Genomic DNA, 16,586 nt, shown 5'->3' with positions numbered 1-16,586 from the left:
AGTGCAGGACCCGTTGCAGTTGCTGGAGATCCCGTCGTTGCTGAGCGACGAGGAGCGCGACATCCAGGCCACCGTCGCGGCGTTCCTCACGGACAACGTGCGACCGCACATCGGGAAGTGGTTCGAGGAGGGCATCCTGCCTCGCGAGCTCGCCCAGGAGCTGGGCAAGCTCGGCGTGCTGGGCATGCACCTCGAGGGCTACGGGTGCGCCGGCACGTCCGCTCTGGCGTACGGGCTCGCATGCCTGGAGCTGGAGGCCGTGGACAGCGGGATCCGCAGCTTCGTGTCCGTGCAGGGTTCGCTGTCGATGTACTCGATCTGGAAGTACGGGTCGGAGGAGCAGAAGCAGGAATGGCTGCCGCGGCTCGCCACCGGTGAGGCGATCGGGTGCTTCGGGCTGACCGAACCGGACTTCGGATCGAACCCGTCGGGCATGCGCACGCGGGCCGTGCGGGACGGCTCGGACTGGGTGCTCAACGGCACCAAGATGTGGATCACCAACGGTGGTCTGGCGGACGTGGCGACGGTGTGGGCGCAGACCGAGGAGGGAATTCGAGGATTCCTCGTACCTCGCGGCACACCGGGATTCTCGACCCAGGACATCAAGCACAAGTTGTCCATGCGAGCGTCCGTCACGTCCGAGTTGATCCTCGAGGACGTGCGACTGCCGGAAAACGCGCGACTGCCGCTCGCGACTTCCTTGCGCGCTCCGCTTTCGTGCCTGAACGAGGCCAGGTTCGGGATCGTGTTCGGTGCTGTCGGTGCCGCGCGGGATTCGTTGCAGGCGGCGCTGGACTACTCCGGCACGCGCATCCAGTTCGACAAGCCGATCGCCGCGTTCCAGCTGACGCAACGGAAGCTCGCGAGCATGTCGGTGCAGGTCAACAACGCGATGCTGCTGGCGTTGCACCTCGCGAAGCTGAAGGAGGCCGGCACGTTGAAGCCGGAGCAGATCAGCGTCGGCAAGTACAACAACGTCGAGGCCGCCATCGCGATCGCACGGGAAAGCCGGACGATCCTCGGCGCCAACGGCATCTCGCTCGAGTACTCGCCCTTGCGTCACGCGAACAACCTGGAATCCGTACTGACTTACGAGGGCACTTCCGACATCCATTTGCTATCCATCGGCCACGCGTTGACCGGAATCACCTCGTTCCGCTGATCGTTCCGCCTATCCTGCACTCGCAATCGGTTCGCAGGTGGGAGGACGCTCTGCCGGAGGAGACAAGCAGCCGCAGTGACGCGCGCCGCAACCGCAAGCGATTGCTGGATGCCGCGACGCACGTCCTGCGGGCTGAACCAGCAACGGCGACGATGCAGTCGATCGCGCGCAAGGCGGCGCTTTCGCAAGCGACGGCGTATCGGCACTTCCCGTCCGTGGAAGCACTTGTGACGGCCTACCACGAGGACGTCATAGCGTCGTTGGTCGAGCACGGCGAACGTTCCCGCAAGAGCGGCAAGGAACTGTTCGAACACCAGGCAGCGCGCTGGGTGAAGTTGCAGAACGTGCACGGCCCCGTGATCGTGCGGTTCTGGTCCCAGCGCGGGTTCCTGGAGCGTCTGCACTCGGCTGACGTCACGACAGCACGGTCGTGCGAGGCGTGGGACCGTGCGTTGCGCGGAGTGCTGATCGACCTGGCCCTGCCGGACGCTTTGCTGTCCGTGGCGCGGTTTCTGCACAACGCGTTGTTCGACCCGCGCGAGATCATCGACCTGACGAAAACCGCCGGACTACCTGACGAGCAGGTGGTCCGGCGGCTCTCAGACGCGTTCTACGGTGCGCTGACGGGGTGGGCTTCGCGCTAGACGCCGAGCGGGAACACCCACTTCAGCTCGGACTTGATGTTCGGACGGCCGTCCAGCGGGTTCTCCCCCGCGATGCCACCGGCCGCGATCTTGTCCAGGGTCTTCATGCCCTCGGGCAGGATCTGGCCGAACACCGTGTAGTTCGGGCGCAGGATCGAGTCCGACTGCACCAGGAAGAACTGCGAGCCGTTCGTGTCCGGGCCGGCGTTCGCCATCGCGAGCGTGCCGCGCGGGTAGATGCGGCGCTGGCCGGTCGGGTCGTTCGGCGCCGGCTTCAGGTCCGTCGGCAGTTCGTCCTTGTACTTGTAGCCGGGGCCGCCCTCACCCGTGTTGGACGGGTCGCCGCACTGCAGCGCCTTCAGCGTCGGATACGCGGTGAGGCGGTGGCACTCGGTCTGGTTGTAGAACCCGCGGTGTGCCAGGTGGATGAAGCTGTGCGTGGTGCACGGCGCCTTGGTGCGGTCGAGCACCAGCGGGATGTCGCCCTGGCTCGTCTTGACCTTCACCAGGACCTTGCCCTTGGTGAACCACGGGTCGTGAGGAATGGACACCGGACGAGCGGGAGGTTCGGCCGGGGTCGCGGTGTAGGCGCAGTCAGGCCGTGCCTCAGACTGCACTTCAGACTGCGCGGACGCGGTTCCGGTGGTGATGAACCCGACGGCCAGTGCCGCCACTGCCAGCCCAGCTGCGATTCGCCTCATGCGCGATTCCTAGTGGAGCCGGCGGTGACCCGGCAAGGTTTAACGGATCACTTAGTTGTCGGTGTCCTCGGTGATCTCGTACTCGCACGTGGCGACCTTCCCGGCGTTCGAGATCTCTTTCTCCTTCTCGACACGGAGCTTGCAGGTGACCTGGCCGTTCTCAGGCTTCACGGTCAGCGAGATCTTGCCGAGCGCGTTGGCGAGCATGGCGCGATTCTTGACCGGCAGATCAACGGTTTCGGACTGCGGCGCGCCACCGGGAACACTGAGCGTCATCTCGGCCTTGCCGGTGCCCTCGATGTCGTAGAACGCCTCGTAGGTGTAGCTCTTCTGGCCACACGCCGCGAGCGCCAGCACGGGAATCAGCAGGAGGAGTTTCTTCATGGCTCGAATTCTGGTGATGTGCGGAGGACGGGACTTCTGTCCGCAGACCGGTTGTGGGTCCTACTTTTGGCCGACCAGCCGGGCTTCCCACGCCCAGGCGGCGATCTCGACGCGGTTGCGGGCGTCCAATTTGGCCTGAACGCTCGCCAGGTGCGTCTTCACCGTGCCTATCGAGATGAACAGTTCCTGCGCGATCTCCGCGTTCGTCCTGCCGACGGCGGCGAGCCTCACGACGTCGAGCTCACGCGCTGAGAGGTTGTGCGGCTGTTGTTGTGCCGGCGCGTTCATGTGCTGCAACAGCCGGACGGTGATCGACGGACTGATGAGCGCGTCGCCCGTGACTGCCGCACGGACCGCTTCGATGAGCAGGTTCGGGCCGGCGTCCTTCAGAAGGAACCCGCACGCGCCGTTCTTCAACGCTGTGTGCACGTACTCGTCGTGGTCGAACGTCGTGCACACCACCACGTGGACGTCGTTCGCGATCTGTTTGAGCGCTTCGAGGCCGTCCATGCGCGGCATGCGGATGTCCATCAACGCGACGTCCGGCTTGGTGCGGCGTGCCTCGGACACGGCCTCGACGCCGTCCTGAGCCTCCGCCACGACCTCGATGTCGGGCTCGGCGCCCAGAATCATGCCGAACCCCGTCCGCACCATCGCCTGGTCGTCCGCGACGAGAACCCTGATCACACGGTCGCCTTTCCTGTGGGGAGTGCGGCGTCGACGACCCAGCCGCCGTCGATGCCGGGACCCGCTTTGATCCTGCCACCGAGCGCCTGGACGCGTTCGGTGAGTCCGATGAGGCCGAAGCCGTTGCCCTGCCTCGCGGGCTTGCCGTCGTTGGAGATCTTGACAGTGACCCAGTCCGGCGTGGTCTGGATCTGCACGTCCACTTTGGTCGCTTCGTGGGCGTGTTTCCTGATGTTGGTCAACGACTCCATGACCACTCGGTGGACCGAGCTGGCGACCTCGAGCGGAAGGTTCCCCGTGTCGCCGTGGACTTCGAGCGTTGCTCGCGGTTCGGCCTCGATCAACGGCTCGATGTCGACTATGCCCGCGACCGGTGCGACCGGGACGTCGTCGCGGAGCATGCCGACCATGCGCCGCATCGCGGTCATGGCCTCACCGCCGGCCTCCTCGATGCGTTCGAGAGCCTGTTTCGCCTGTACGGGATTGCGTTCGACGATCCGGCTCGCGCCCTGCGCGAGCACGACCATGCCGGTGATGTGGTGTCCCACGAAGTCGTGCAGGTCCCTGGCGAACTCCGCCCTCTGCTCGGCTTGGACGGCGGCCACCTGCTTCTCGCGGGCGTTGCCCAGGAGACGGAGGTAGCCGGCGAGCGCGAGCACGCCGGTGGCGACGACGAGCAGCCCCATCGCCAGCGTGAGCTCGGTGTTGCCGAACGGGTACCGCAGGGGCTGCGTGACCAGTGCGATGGCGACCCAGCCGATCAACGGCGCGTCCCACCACGACTTCGCCCGGTGCGTCGTGACCGCCAGCACGCCGGTCAGCGCCAGGGTCTCGGCCAGGCCGAACTCCTTGTCGAGCGGGTTGAGCACGGTGAACGTGAGGCACGCGGTGGCGGCGAGGGCGGCCAGAGCCCGATGGGGACGCAGCCAGGCGACCGCAGGCAGCACGATGCAGCCGAACGCGGCCCAGCCGGTCCACGGGTAGAGGCCCGGTGACCTGAACAGGCCGTAGTAGGCGTCCACGAACGCGGCGGCGACCAGTGCGGCGATCGCGCCGGACTTCCAGAGCATGGCCACGACCTTATGCACTTGTGCGTCTTCCGCAGATCGGCCGAAAGACAGAGGCGGGCCGTGCTCGGGACGGAGGTTTTCACCTCGGTGCTGGACTTTGCTGGCCATGTGAACAACTTCGCTTCCGCCGCAGTCGACCTCGTGAAGGTGTACGGCTCCGGCGACACCGCGGTTCGAGCCCTCGACGGCGTGACGGCCGGGTTCCGGCCAGCCGCCTTCAGCGCGATCATGGGGCCGTCCGGGTCCGGCAAGTCGACCCTGATGCACTGCCTGGCGGGCCTCGACACGGCCACGTCCGGCGCGGCACTGCTGGGCGGCAAGGACCTGACCCAGCTCTCCGACACCGCGCTGACCAAGGTGCGGCGCGATCGGATCGGGTTCGTGTTCCAGGCGTTCAACCTGCTCCCGACGCTGACGGCCGAGCAGAACATCCTCCTGCCGTTGAACCTCGCAGGGCGCCGGCCTGACCGCGCCTGGTTCGCGCAGCTCGTCGAGGTGCTGGGACTGTCGTCACGGCTGTCTCACCGGCCGTCGGAGATGTCCGGCGGGCAGCAGCAGCGCGTCGCGTTGGCGCGTGCACTGGTCACGCGGCCTGAGGTGATCTTCGCCGACGAACCGACCGGGAACCTGGACTCACGGTCGTCCGTGGACGTGCTGAACCTGCTGCGGCAGGCGGTGAGGGAGTTCGGCCAGACGATCGTGATGGTCACGCACGACGACCGGGCCGCCTCCTACGCCGACGCCGTGGTGCGGATGGCCGACGGACGTGTCGTGCAGGCGGTCGCCGCATGAGGAAGTTCCTGCCCGTTCTCTCGATCATGATCGCGGCGTTCTTCGCCTACGCGACCGTGCTCGCCAAGGACATCACCGAACGCTCGCTCGCCGTCAAGGCCGCCAAGCTGGTCGAGGTGTTCGCGTTGCTCGGCGCGTTCGTCACGGTCGCCATGATCGTGGCCGCGCTGGTGTCCACGTCGACGTTCCGAATCGTGTTCGCGCAACGGATGCGAGAGCTCGCGTTGCTGCGGGCCGTCGGTGCCTCGCGAGCACGCCTGGCACGGGGACTCGTCGTCGAGGGAGCATTCACCGGGTTGCTGGCCTCGGTCGCCGGGGTCGCGCTGGCGGTGGGCGCCGGGCAGCTCGTGCCGCTGGCGGGCCTGGAGGCGCCGGGGTTCCCGCTCACGCCGGCGTTGATCGTGGTCTTCGGGTCGTTCGTGCTCACGACGCTCGCCGTACTGGCGCCCGCGTGGTCCGCGGCCAAGGTCTCGCCGTTGGAGGCGCTGCGCACCTCTGCCGTCCAGGACACGAAGAGCCGGATCGGCGGACTGCGCTGGACGCTCGGAGTCCTGATGGCTTCAGGTGCAGGTGTGCTGCTGGTCAACGTCGCGGTCGAAGGCCTGGCCACCAAACAACGGCCGAGCGGGATGACGGAAGACCTGCTGCTGCGCACCACCATCAGCGGTGCGCTGGCGTTCGGCGCGTTGATCACCCTCGGGCCCGCGTTGATCTCGCCGGTGCTTCGGCTGATCGGCATTCCGTTACGGCGCAGCACCATCGGGTCGTTGGCGGTGAGCGGGGTCGGCGGTGCGCCGCGCCGTGCCGCCTCGGTCACCGCGGTGGTGGCGCTGGGGGTCAGCCTGATCATCGCGACGCTGACGGGCGCGAACACGTTGCAGGGACTGGGAAAGGCCGAGATGGCCAGTGCCTGCCCCGCCGATCTGGAGATCACCGGACCGGTCGACGTGCGGGCGTTGCAGGCGGCCGGGCTCACGAACGTGCTCCCGTACCGGCGCAAGGAGATCACCGTCAACGGGCGGCTCACCATGCAAGGCACCGATCTCGACATGACCAGGCTGCGAGACCTCTCGGACTTCCGCGTCGACACCGGCGCCCTCGGTGACATGGGCCCGCGCAAGATCGCCCTGTCGACCTACACCGCGGCCAGGCTCGGGGTGGCGGCGGGAACACAGGTCGACGTCAACGGTGTGCAGATGATCGTGGCGGCAACGGTGTTCGGCGGTGTGCCGCTCGGCAGCGCACTGCTCCACGCGTCCGATGTGGAGGGAGAGCCGGTCGGCGCGCTCGCCAACGGCGCGAGGGAACGCGTGCCCGCGGGGTTCGAGGTGGAGTCGCTCACCGACCGTCGCCTCGCTCAGGAGAACTGGTTCACCACATTGGTGGCAATCGCGGTCGGACTGCTGTTCCTCACGATGTTGATCGCGGTGGTGGGAGTAGGCTCGACCACGGCGTTGTCGGTGCTCGAACGGACCAGAGAGTCCGGTTTGCTGCGCGCGATCGGGTTGACCCGCAAGGAACTCGGCCGCCTGGTCACGACCGAGGCCGGCCTGTACGGGATCGTCGGCGCGCTGGCCGGGTTCGCCATCGGGATTCCCTACGCGTGGCTCGCGATCATCTCGCTCGGCGTCGAATGGCCGTTGCAGGTGCCGGTCCTCCCGGTCGGCGTGGTGGTGCTCGTCCTGGCCGCACTCACAGCAGGTGCGGGGCTGCTGCCTGCCCGTCGTGCGGCGCGGGTGAGCCCTGTCGCGGCACTTCACTCGATCCAGTGACGTGTACCGGATACGAGACCGGGTATTCGAACTGCATAGGGAGGTGATGCAGTCATGGGCTTCGACGAGCTGAAGAACAAGGCCAAGGACATGGTCGGTCAGCACGGCGACAAGGTCGACCAGGGCGTCGAGCGCGCCGGGCAGTTCGCCGATGAGAAGACCGGCGGCAAGCACAGCGAGCACATCGACAAGGGCGAGGACAAGCTCAAGGAAGGCCTCCGGAATTTCGGCGACCAGCAGCAGTGATCGCACGGAACCGGTACCGGCGAAAGTGATGTCTCCTCACCGTTGACAGGCCTGCCACCATCATCCGTGGGAGCGCTCTCACGCGCTCGTTCGGAGGGTTGGCAATGAGGCTCACTCGACAACGAACATCCATCGCCTTGGCAGCGGCCGGCGTGCTCACCGCGAGCGCGCTGGTCGCTGTCGCCCAGCAGACCAACGCCGCGCTTCCACCTCCCCCCGCCGGGTGGACGCAGGTGTTCGGCGACGACTTCACCGGACCGGCGAACTCGTTGCCCAGCACGGGAAACTGGCGGTTCTCGCTCGGCCACGGCTATCCGGGCGGCCCGGCGAACTGGGGTACCGGCGAAATCGCCGCGCACACCAGCAACCCCGCCAACGTCTCGCTAGACGGCGGCGGGAACCTGCGCATCACGCCGCGTCGTGACGGCGCGGGCAACTGGACGTCCGCTCGCATCGAAACGAACGCTCAGAACTTCAAGGCGCCCAACGGTGGCGTCATGCGGATGGAAGCGCGGATCCAGATGCCGAACGTCTCCGGTGCCGCGGCTTTGGGGTACTGGCCCGCGTTCTGGGCGCTGGGTTCGCCGTACCGCGGGAACTGGTGGAACTGGCCCGGTGTCGGCGAGTTCGACATCATGGAGAACGTCAACGGCGTCAACCGCGTGTGGGGTGTGCTGCACTGCGGCGTCTCGCCGGGCGGGCCGTGCAACGAGAAGAACGGCATCGCGAACAGCCGTCCGTGTCCCGGCGCCTCGTGCCAGGGCGGCTTCCACGCCTACCGCTTCGAGTGGGACGCCTCGGTTTCACCACAGCAGCTGCGGTGGTACGTCGACGGAGAGTTGTTCCACCAGGTCAACCAGAACCAGCTGCCCGCGGACACGTGGAACCAGATGACCGGCCACGCCGGGTACTTCATCATCCTGAACGTCGCGATCGGCGGCGAGTTCCCCGACAACTACTCCGGCACGCGCACGCCCGGTCCGGGGATCGTGCCGGGTGTTCCGATGGTCGTGGACTACGTGGGTGTGTGGACGCGGGGATCTGGCGGCGGGCCCACGACCACCACCACTCCCCCGCCAACGTGCGGGCCGCTGCTGTCGCGGAACCGGCCGACGTCGGCGTCCAGCGTGGAGAGCGGGAACCAGGCCGCGGCGTTCGCGGTCGACGGTTCGACGTCGACGCGCTGGTCCTCCGCACACAGCGAGCCGCACTGGTGGCAGGTCGATCTCGGGTCCTCACGCGCCCTGTCCAGGGTCCGGATCAACTGGGAGGCCGCGTACGGGCGCGCGTACTCGATTCAGCTGTCCGACAACGGCAGTTCGTGGCGTGAGGCCTATTCCACGTTCACCGGCTCAGGCGGAGTGGAGGACATCGGGATTTCCGGTACCGCCCGCTACGTGAGGTTCAACGGCACCCAGCGAGCCACCGTCTACGGGTTCTCGTTCTGGGAATTCGAAGTGTTCGGGGCGTGTGGAACCACCACAACGACGGAACCTCCGAGCGGCGGGGCATACCCAGCGTGGTCGCCTGGGACTGCTTATGCGGTTGGTTCGCGTGTGAGTTACGCCGGATTGGACTATCAGTGCCTGCAGGCGCACACGTCGATCGCGACCTGGGAGCCGCCGAACGCGGCCTCCCTCTGGCAGCGCCTCTGAGTCACTTCCGCGATCCCGGCGGCCCGGTTACCGTCGTTCGCCGGGATCGCGGAGGTGAAGGTGGATCCGAGCGGGGTGACACGAGCTGCACGACTGACCGCACTGGCCGCGTTGTGCCTGGTCACCGTCGTTTTACTGCTCCCTGCGGCCATCAGCGTGAGCACCGGTGGGGCCGTGCCGGTGTTCTTCGGCAGGTTCGGCCAGTGGCTGTGGCCCGCGGTCGGCGCGATGGTGCTCGTCGCGATCGGTCTCGCGCTCTGGGAACGTGTCCGCGGTCACGAGACGAGCAGCCGGACCGCGGTTCTCGGGCGCGTCGAGTCCAGGGTGAAGGCATTGCTCGCCTCCTCCATGGCCGCGCAGACCCAGATCAAGCTCGGCGCGCTGCGGCAACCGAAGCTCTCCGTCCGCGTTGAGGGCGAGGAAATCTCCTCTGTGGACCTCGAAGCCGTCTACGACCGCCTCGGTCACACCATGGTGCTGGTCGGCCCGGTCGGCAGCGGACGTTCGACGTTGTTGCGTGAGCTCTGCCTGGTGCTGGTCGAGCGCGCGCGCAACGACCCTGAGGCGCCCATTCCTGTCGTCGTGGACTTGGCGACGTGGCGCGCGTACGGCACGCGCAAGCCGACCGAGTTCACGGCGTGGCTGCTGCGCGAGATGAACCGCCGCTACGGCATCAGCCGCTCGGCGGGCACGATCTGGCTGCGCCGCGAGCGGGTGGCCGTGCTCATCGACGGCCTGGACGAGGTGCCGCGCGTCGACCGCGCCCTGTGCGAATCCGAGCTCGCGCCGTTCGCCTCGGTCGTGTGCTCGACCGATCCGATCGAGAACCTGCCGTCGGTGTTCGTCGAGCCGTTGTCGCGCGGTCAGGTGCTCGAGTACATCGCTTCGGTCAGTCCTCGTCTCGACAGCCTGGAATCAGCGCTGACGCCGGCGATCTGGGAGCGGCTGGACTCACCGCTGGCGCTGAACCTACTGGCGCTGACGCACTTGGACAAACAGGTCGACACGATCGGCACCGACTTCGTGGGTTCCTTCGTGGTGGAGCGACTTTCCGGCCAACGCGCTGCGGGTCCCACGATCCGCGCGTTGAAGTTCCTCGCGCGGTTGGGCCGGCCAGACCTCGGTGCGCCCGTGCACATGCCTCACCGCCATGCGTGGCTCCCGCTGCTGCCGACGCGTCCGTTGTGGCTGCTGTTCGTGCGCGCGGTGCCAGCCGCATACGCCGGTGGTGTGTGCGCCGTGGCGTTCCTGACTGGGATCCGGCTCGGATTGTGGCCTGCTTTGGCGTTCGTGGTCGCAGCTTCGTCCTTGCTCGTGCTGGTGAACAAGTTGCCGCACGTCTTCCACCCGCCTGGGCGCGCGCACGGCATTCTGACTGCCGCGCTTGGATTCATCGCCGGCGTTTTCGCCGGATTTCTGGTCGGGCTCGCAGGCTTGTGGCTTGGCGGCATCGGTACGCCGTGGCCGTACTTCGTGGCGTACGTGTTCGTGGTGGTGGGGTCTTTCTTCTTGGCATTGGGCTTCGTGCCGGGTAACGCTCCCGTGCCCTGGGCCGTGATGATCGCCGCCGCGCCGGGTGTCTCAATGATCTGGACCGGTCCCTACGCGGTGTTGGCCGGCATGGGAATGGGCTTCTCCGCAGGCGTGGCGGGCGGCGTGTTCGCCGCGGCCGTGGGACGCGTGTGGCGCACGGTGCGCCCGGTGCAACAACAACGCATGCGAGTCGGCCGGCGTGGTGGGTTCAGCCAGCCGTCCCCGTGCTGGGACTGGTCGGTGCGCTGGGCGGGCTCGGGATGATGGGATCCTGGGGCACCACACTGGGCGTGGCGTTGGGATTGCTTGTGACGCCGACCGCTGCCCGCGACTACGTCTGGCCGTTCGACGCACTCGCCGAAGTCGCCGCCGAGGGCGTCACCCGTCCGCTGTCGCTGGGCGAGTTGTCCTTCCGCCGCAAGGCTTTGCTGCACCTCGCCCAGGACCGGCTGCTGCTCACCCGAGTCGACGGCGAGTACCGCTTCGCCCACGTGGCCCTGCGTGATCATTTGGCGTCGTGTGACCCAACCGCGCTGGTTCGGGCCACGCGCCGTTGAACCTTCCCGATCTGCGGGCCGTACGGCCTGACAGAAAGGTCGGGTGTTGCGCATGCGCTGGACGAAAGGCTGGATCGCGGGTGCCGGGGTGTTCTCGGTCGCCGCGGCCATCGGGGGTACGGCCTTCGCCCTTGCTGGATCCGGTGTCCCCGCGTCGCAGTCGGGGGTGACGGGCAAGGAGGTGTGCGCGGGGCAGCCTCTGAGTTCGGTGAGTTCGGAAGGACCGGCCGGTGTCACATCGGATCAATTCCCGGTCGGAACCGCCTTGCGGATCACGAATCTCGCCAACGGACGGGCGATCACCGTTTCGGTCACCGGGGTTTCGTCCGGCTGCGCCGTGCTGAACACCGCTGCTTTCGATTCGCTGCGCCCGGCCGATTCGGGACGGGACTTTGCGGAAAGCGTTCTCCGGCGGACTCGGGTGGAGATCGTGGGGAATGCGCCGGCGCCCGCGCCTGCCCGGCCTTCCACGTCATCACGAGTTCGCGCTTCCGGAGTTGTCGGTCAGGTCGTGTGTGACGGGGCGACGGTCGGGCTGTCGGCTGTAGGTGGGGCGCCTGGGGCGTTTTCGTCGCAGCTGCCGGTCGGGACGTCGGTTCGGGTGACCAATCTCGACAACGGCCGGCAGACGACCGTGCGGATCGTCGGAGTCGGATCGGCCTGCGTGGTGCTGAACAGCGCGGCGTTCAAGTTGGTCGGGGAGCCGGAGAAGAACGTGATCAAGCGAGCACAGATCGAAAAGGTGACCTGACGACATATGCTCCCTCCCGACCTGGGGGTGTGAGCGTGTTCCGACGTTTTCTGATCTTGACTGTCCTGCTGGCGGGATGCACCGCGCAGGAGGCCGCGCCACCCTCGTCCCCACCGCCGGTTTCGTCGTCGGCCGTGTCGGTGCCAGACCAGTGGAACCAACTGGCCGGTCGGGCTTTGTCGGCCTACGTGGCCAAGGAGGAGTTCGGGCCGGACGCGCCGTGGAAGGAAGACCAGCCGGCCGCGCCTGGTGGTTATGAGCACGGGACTCCTGACGTGGCCGGGGTGTGCGGCGGAGTCAAGATCGGCTCTGGGTTCAAGGTGACGCGAAGCAGGCTGTGGCGCGGTGACACTGTTGTGTGGCAGAACGTTCACGCGTTGTCGTCACAGAAGGCAGCCGAGCTGGTCGAGCAGATCCGGGAGAAGTCGCGAACCTGCTCTGCCTACCCGCGGAAGGAAGGCAAGCCCACGCGGGCGGTGACGCCTGACGCGGCCGTGACGCCGCCAGCAGGCTTCGACGGGTTCTACGCCTTCTGCGAGACAGCGCCGGACGTCGCCCAGGGGCAGGACAACTGCCAGGCGTACCTTGCCCGCGGTGACCTGCTCGTCGTCTACGGCAGCAACGCCGTGTCCGAGGACCCGAACGCGGCCAGGCTCGCGGCGTTGCGACAGCTGCAGCAGATGACGCCTCCCGTGGCCAAGGCGCTCGCTGCGGTCTGACCCGCTACCAGTCCATCGGCTCGTCCGGCTCTTCCGGTTCCGGCCACTCGTCCGCGCCACCCGACCCCCACGCCGCGCCGCCGGTGCTCGTCGTCTTCGACTTGGGCTTGGGGGCAGGCGGGGTGTCCTGTTCGGCCGGTGCGGGACCGCCGCCGGCCACCACCTCCAGGATCTGCTCGCCGTACTTCGTGAGCTTCGCCTGGCCCACACCGCTCACGGCGCCCAGCGCTGTCAGCGAGCCTGGACGTGACGCGGCGATCGACTTCAGGGTGGCGTCGTGGAAGATCACGTAGGCAGGGACGCTCTGTTCACGGGCCTGCTGGGCACGCCACTCGCGCAGCGCTTCGAAGAGCGGGGCCGCCTCGGCGGGAAGGTCCACCTTCGGCTTGGCGGCGCTCGCAGCGGCCACGCGCGTGGCCGAGCGGGTGGGCGTCGGGTCCTTGCGCATCTTGACTTCGCGCTTGCGGCTCAGGACCTCGGAGCTGGTCGGGGTGAGGACGAGGGTCGAGTACTCGCCTTCCACCGCCAGGAAGCCCTGGGCGAGGAGCTGGCGGACCACGCCTCGCCACTCGCTCTCGTTCAGGTCCTCGCCGACGCCGAAGGTGCTGAGCCGGTCGTGGTCGAACTGGATGACCTTGGCGGTCTTGCGGCCCAGCAGGATGTCGATGATCTGCCCCGCACCGAACTTCTGGCCTCGCTCATTGCGCAGGCGCCAGACCGTCGAAAGGACCTTCTGGGCCGCGACCGTGCCGTCCCAGGACTCGGGCGGGATCAGGCACGTGTCGCAGTTGCCGCACGGGACGCCGGTCTGGCTGAAGTAGTCGAGGAGCATGGTGCGGCGGCACGTGATGGTCTCGCAGAGAGCGAGCATCGCGTCGAGGTGCGCCTGCGAGCGGCGGCGGAACGCCAGGTCGCCCTCTGACGACTCGATCATCTTGCGTTGCTGGACGACGTCGGAGAGGCCGTAGGCGAGCCAGGCGGTGGACGGGAGGCCGTCGCGGCCGGCCCGGCCCGTTTCCTGGTAGTAGCCCTCGACGGACTTCGGGAGGTCGAGGTGGGCCACGAAGCGGACGTCCGGCTTGTCGATGCCCATGCCGAACGCGATCGTGGCGACCATGACCAGGCCGTCCTCCCGCAGGAACCGGGCCTGGTTGCGCTGGCGGACCGAGGAGTCCAGACCCGCGTGGTACGGGAGGGCCTCGATGCCGTTGGCCACCAGGAACTCGGCGGTCTTCTCCACGGACGCGCGGGAGAGGCAGTAGACGATGCCGGCATCCCCTGGGTGCTCGCCGCGCAGCAGGTCGAGGAGCTGCTTCTTCGGTTCCTTCTTCGCCACGATGCGGTACTGGATGTTCGGGCGGTCGAAGCTGGAGACGAACTGGCGGCCGTCGGACAGCTCGAGGCGCGTGAGGATCTCCTTGCGCGTCGCCTCCGTCGCGGTGGCCGTCAGCGCGATGCGCGGAACCTTCGGCCAACGCTCGTGCAGGTGCGTCAGCGAGAGGTAGTCGGGGCGGAAGTCGTGGCCCCACTGGGACACGCAGTGCGCCTCGTCGATCGCGAACAGGGCGATCTCACCCTGGTCCAGCAGACGCAGGGTCGCCTCGGACGTGAGGCGTTCCGGCGCCAGGTAGAGCAGGTCGAGCTTGCCATCGACGAACTGGGCCTCGACCTCGCGGCGCTCGTCCCAGGACAGCGACGAGTTCAGGAAGCCCGCGCGCACGCCGAGGGCGCGCAGAGCGTCCACCTGGTCCTGCATCAGCGCGATGAGCGGTGAGATCACCACGCCGGTGCCAGGCCGGACCAGAGCGGGGACCTGGTAGCACAGTGACTTCCCGCCGCCGGTCGGCATCAGCACGAGCGCGTCGCCACCCGCGATCACGTGCTCGACGATGGCGGCCTGGTCGCCGCGGAACTCGGGATACCCGAAGACGCGCTGCAGGACCTGCAGCGCGTCTCCGTGGTCGGTTGAACCCATGGCGCCGATGCTAGCGAGCAGCACCGACAGTCTTTACCGCTAGCCCAAGGCGCCGTTCGTACCAGCGGAAACGCTGGTAACGATCATCGGATCAGCGGATGAGGACGGCACCGAACCACGCAACGGGATCCGCACCGACGTGTCCGCCAGGTCGACGGTCAGCCTGGGCAGCTGGCTCGGCCGCACGATCGCGCTCGAGTCGGTGCCACCGATCAGCAGGCCCAGCCGGTGTCCCGCCGGGATCACGTGGTCCGTTGTGGACAGTCGGAACGTCATGCGGTACTTGGTTCCCGGCGTGATCGTGCGCGGAACCGAGAGCGACTCGTAGTTCGCGAGGTCCGCCCACCCGCGCGCGATGATCTGCGCGTCGACGTTGCCTGCCGTGGCCTCCGTGTTGCGGTAACAGGCGTCATCGCCCGTGCGGTTCTCGCCCCAGCACGACTCCGTGGTCAGGGTTCGGATGCCCTCGCCGGTCCGCACCCGAGCCGGGCCGTAGTCGACGAGGTACGCCGTGAGGTGCGCGGTCGGCGTCGATGACGACACGCCCACCGTGATCGACGACGTGCCCGCGACACGCAGGTCCGACGTCAGAGGTGCCGTCGAGTAGATCACTCTGCCGGTGTTCGAGCCCGAGAGCCAGCTCGACGGCGTAGCACTGCCGTTGTCGGCGAATGCCGCCGTGCCCGTGCCAGGCGCTGTACCGAGTCCCGAAGAAGAAGGACGCAGCACGGTGCCGACAGTGCCCGCGGGCGGCCACGTCTGGTCGTCCGCCCACTCGTTCGGCGCGCGCTCTGCGGACACCTGCGGTTCGTTCTCGATCCCGTTCTGCACGTTCAGCAGCCAGCGGTCGAACCACCGGTGCAGGGTCGGGACCCACTCACTGCGCCGGAAGTCGAACGGGTCGACGTGCGCGGTCTGCGAGAACCACAGCTTCTTCGGCACCGACGCGGGCACGGCGTCCCAGAACTGGCCGTACTGCAACGTCTTCACGTTCAGGTCGTTCAGGCCGTGGATCGCGAAGATCGACGCCTTCACGCGCGAGGCGTTGCGCACGAAGTCACGTGTCTGCCACATCGGCGTGTAGTCGCCGTTGGCGGGAGAACCGTTCGTCATCTGCGTGCGCACCGCACCACACCGTGAGCGCGCATTGGAGTTCTCGAACTGCGAACCCAGTCCGGTCGGCGAGCTGTAGCCGGGATAGGCGACGCCGTCCGAGCGGAACCAGTCGTACCACGAGCTGATGGCCGCGATCGGCACGATGGTCTTGAGTCCGTCGATCCCGGTGGCGGCCACGCCGTTCGCGATCGAGCCGTCCCACGACTTGCCGATCATGCCGACGGCTCCGGTCGACCAGGAGGCCGCCTTCGTCGCGCTGCCGGTCATGGTCGTGTAGCCGGTGCGCCGGCCGTTCAGCCAGTCGATCACAGCGGTGCCGGACGCGATCTCCGACCGGCCGCCGACGTCGACGCAGCCGCGCGACCGGTTCGTGCCGAGGAAGTCGACCAGCACGACGGCGTAGCCGCGTGGCACGAAGTAGTTGTCGTAGAAGAGCGGGAACTTCACCGGCACGCCGGCGGAGTCGTAGGTCTTGACCTCGCTCTCGTTGCCGCGCCCGGTGCTCTGGTAGTAGGGACTCGCCTCCATGATCACGGGCACGCGCCCGGTCGTGGACGGCCTGATGATGTCTGCGGTCACCCGGTCGCGGGCGCCGTCGCCGTCGAGGTCGAGGCCGGAGTCGACGTAGACGGTCTCGCGGACCGCGTCGGCCAGCGAGTGGATCGGGGCGGACACGCCGCCGGACAGGGTGAACGCCGGTGTCGCCGCTGTGGCAGGGATTGGCGTCAGGGTCAGGGCCCCTGCTAACGCCACTACAACACGAACACGCTTCATGAAGATTCACGCTATGGAGTGACGAAGTCACCCGTCAGAGCCGAAAGG

General features: G+C 67.7%; 16 protein-coding genes. 10 read left to right on the top strand and 6 right to left on the bottom strand.

The window, feature by feature from the left end; genetic code table 11:
- The first annotated feature begins 1 nt into the window (after window position 1).
- Window positions 2-1,162, top strand: coding sequence for an acyl-CoA dehydrogenase family protein (locus tag FXN61_RS09230; RefSeq protein ID WP_167972239.1), 1,161 nt, complete (start codon window positions 2-4; stop codon window positions 1,160-1,162).
- 101 nt (window positions 1,163-1,263) lie between these two features.
- A complete protein-coding gene (locus tag FXN61_RS09225) occupies window positions 1,264-1,806 on the top strand; it encodes a TetR/AcrR family transcriptional regulator (protein ID WP_167972236.1) in 543 nt (180 codons plus the stop codon).
- Here the strand turns inward: FXN61_RS09225 and FXN61_RS09220 are convergent.
- From FXN61_RS09220 to FXN61_RS55190, 4 genes are read right to left on the bottom strand one after another with little or no spacing between them, the layout of a single operon-like run.
- Entirely contained in the window at window positions 1,803-2,507 is a 705-nt protein-coding gene (locus FXN61_RS09220; RefSeq protein WP_167972234.1) for a peptidylprolyl isomerase, read from the bottom strand. The genes FXN61_RS09225 and FXN61_RS09220 overlap by 4 nt on opposite strands.
- 51 nt (window positions 2,508-2,558) lie before the next feature.
- On the bottom strand, window positions 2,559-2,891 hold the full coding sequence (locus tag FXN61_RS09215) for a lipoprotein (RefSeq protein WP_167972232.1): 333 nt from the start codon (window positions 2,889-2,891) through the stop codon (window positions 2,559-2,561).
- Between the two features lie 60 nt (window positions 2,892-2,951).
- Window positions 2,952-3,578 carry a response regulator gene (locus tag FXN61_RS09210; protein WP_167972230.1) on the bottom strand — a complete coding sequence of 209 codons (627 nt, stop codon included), beginning with the start codon at window positions 3,576-3,578 and terminating at the stop codon, window positions 2,952-2,954.
- On the bottom strand, window positions 3,575-4,648 hold the full coding sequence (locus tag FXN61_RS55190; protein WP_167972227.1) for a sensor histidine kinase: 1,074 nt from the start codon (window positions 4,646-4,648) through the stop codon (window positions 3,575-3,577). The genes FXN61_RS09210 and FXN61_RS55190 overlap by 4 nt, the downstream gene beginning before the upstream one ends.
- Window positions 4,649-4,735: 87 nt before the next feature.
- Between FXN61_RS55190 and FXN61_RS09200 the strand changes: the two genes are divergently transcribed.
- The 8 genes from FXN61_RS09200 (at window position 4,736) to FXN61_RS09165 (ending at window position 12,673) form a co-directional block, all read left to right on the top strand.
- On the top strand, window positions 4,736-5,440 hold the full coding sequence (locus tag FXN61_RS09200; RefSeq protein WP_312877609.1) for an ABC transporter ATP-binding protein: 705 nt from the start codon (window positions 4,736-4,738) through the stop codon (window positions 5,438-5,440).
- Window positions 5,437-7,212, top strand: coding sequence for an FtsX-like permease family protein (locus tag FXN61_RS09195; RefSeq protein WP_167972223.1), 1,776 nt, complete (start codon window positions 5,437-5,439; stop codon window positions 7,210-7,212). The genes FXN61_RS09200 and FXN61_RS09195 overlap by 4 nt, the downstream gene beginning before the upstream one ends.
- Before the next feature lie 54 nt (window positions 7,213-7,266).
- On the top strand, window positions 7,267-7,458 hold the full coding sequence (locus tag FXN61_RS09190) for an antitoxin (protein WP_167972221.1): 192 nt from the start codon (window positions 7,267-7,269) through the stop codon (window positions 7,456-7,458).
- Between the two features lie 137 nt (window positions 7,459-7,595).
- A complete protein-coding gene (locus tag FXN61_RS09185; protein WP_188134850.1) occupies window positions 7,596-9,113 on the top strand; it encodes a galactose-binding domain-containing protein in 1,518 nt (505 codons plus the stop codon).
- 75 nt (window positions 9,114-9,188) lie between these two features.
- The gene (locus FXN61_RS09180; RefSeq protein WP_167972217.1) at window positions 9,189-10,910 is read left to right on the top strand and encodes an NACHT domain-containing protein; all 1,722 of its coding nucleotides are present in this window, start codon (window positions 9,189-9,191) and stop codon (window positions 10,908-10,910) included.
- Complete coding sequence (locus FXN61_RS09175; protein WP_167972215.1) at window positions 10,871-11,203, top strand: hypothetical protein; 333 nt, start codon at window positions 10,871-10,873, stop codon at window positions 11,201-11,203. Before FXN61_RS09180 ends, FXN61_RS09175 begins: the two co-directional genes overlap by 40 nt.
- Window positions 11,204-11,291: 88 nt before the next feature.
- The gene (locus tag FXN61_RS09170) at window positions 11,292-11,954 is read left to right on the top strand and encodes an RlpA-like double-psi beta-barrel domain-containing protein (RefSeq protein ID WP_167972212.1); all 663 of its coding nucleotides are present in this window, start codon (window positions 11,292-11,294) and stop codon (window positions 11,952-11,954) included.
- Window positions 11,955-11,989: 35 nt separating this feature from the next.
- On the top strand, window positions 11,990-12,673 hold the full coding sequence (locus FXN61_RS09165) for a hypothetical protein (RefSeq protein ID WP_167972210.1): 684 nt from the start codon (window positions 11,990-11,992) through the stop codon (window positions 12,671-12,673).
- A gap of 4 nt (window positions 12,674-12,677) precedes the next feature.
- On the opposite strand, the gene recQ is transcribed toward FXN61_RS09165, so the two are convergent.
- Window positions 12,678-14,648, bottom strand: a complete 1,971-nt coding sequence (recQ, locus tag FXN61_RS09160; RefSeq protein WP_167972207.1) for a DNA helicase RecQ — start codon at window positions 14,646-14,648, stop codon at window positions 12,678-12,680.
- 39 nt (window positions 14,649-14,687) lie between these two features.
- Window positions 14,688-16,538, bottom strand: a complete 1,851-nt coding sequence (locus FXN61_RS09155; protein WP_167972204.1) for a Xaa-Pro dipeptidyl-peptidase — start codon at window positions 16,536-16,538, stop codon at window positions 14,688-14,690.
- Window positions 16,539-16,586: the final 48 nt, after the last annotated feature.

It is taken from the genome of Lentzea indica (assembly GCF_012184385.1).
Taxonomy (GTDB): Bacteria; Actinomycetota; Actinomycetes; order Mycobacteriales; family Pseudonocardiaceae; genus Lentzea; species Lentzea indica.
This window is presented reverse-complemented; position numbering and strand designations above follow the sequence as displayed.

Coding starts and splice junctions, on each gene's coding strand:
- FXN61_RS09220 (WP_167972234.1), bottom strand. CDS start 2,507: ATGAGGCGAATCGCAGCTGGGCTGGCAGTGGCGGCACTGGCCGTCGGG.
- FXN61_RS09215 (WP_167972232.1), bottom strand. CDS start 2,891: ATGAAGAAACTCCTCCTGCTGATTCCCGTGCTGGCGCTCGCGGCGTGT.
- FXN61_RS55190 (WP_167972227.1), bottom strand. CDS start 4,648: ATGCTCTGGAAGTCCGGCGCGATCGCCGCACTGGTCGCCGCCGCGTTC.
- FXN61_RS09195 (WP_167972223.1), top strand. CDS start 5,437: ATGAGGAAGTTCCTGCCCGTTCTCTCGATCATGATCGCGGCGTTCTTC.
- FXN61_RS09190 (WP_167972221.1), top strand. CDS start 7,267: ATGGGCTTCGACGAGCTGAAGAACAAGGCCAAGGACATGGTCGGTCAG.
- recQ (WP_167972207.1), bottom strand. CDS start 14,648: ATGGGTTCAACCGACCACGGAGACGCGCTGCAGGTCCTGCAGCGCGTC.
- FXN61_RS09155 (WP_167972204.1), bottom strand. CDS start 16,538: ATGAAGCGTGTTCGTGTTGTAGTGGCGTTAGCAGGGGCCCTGACCCTG.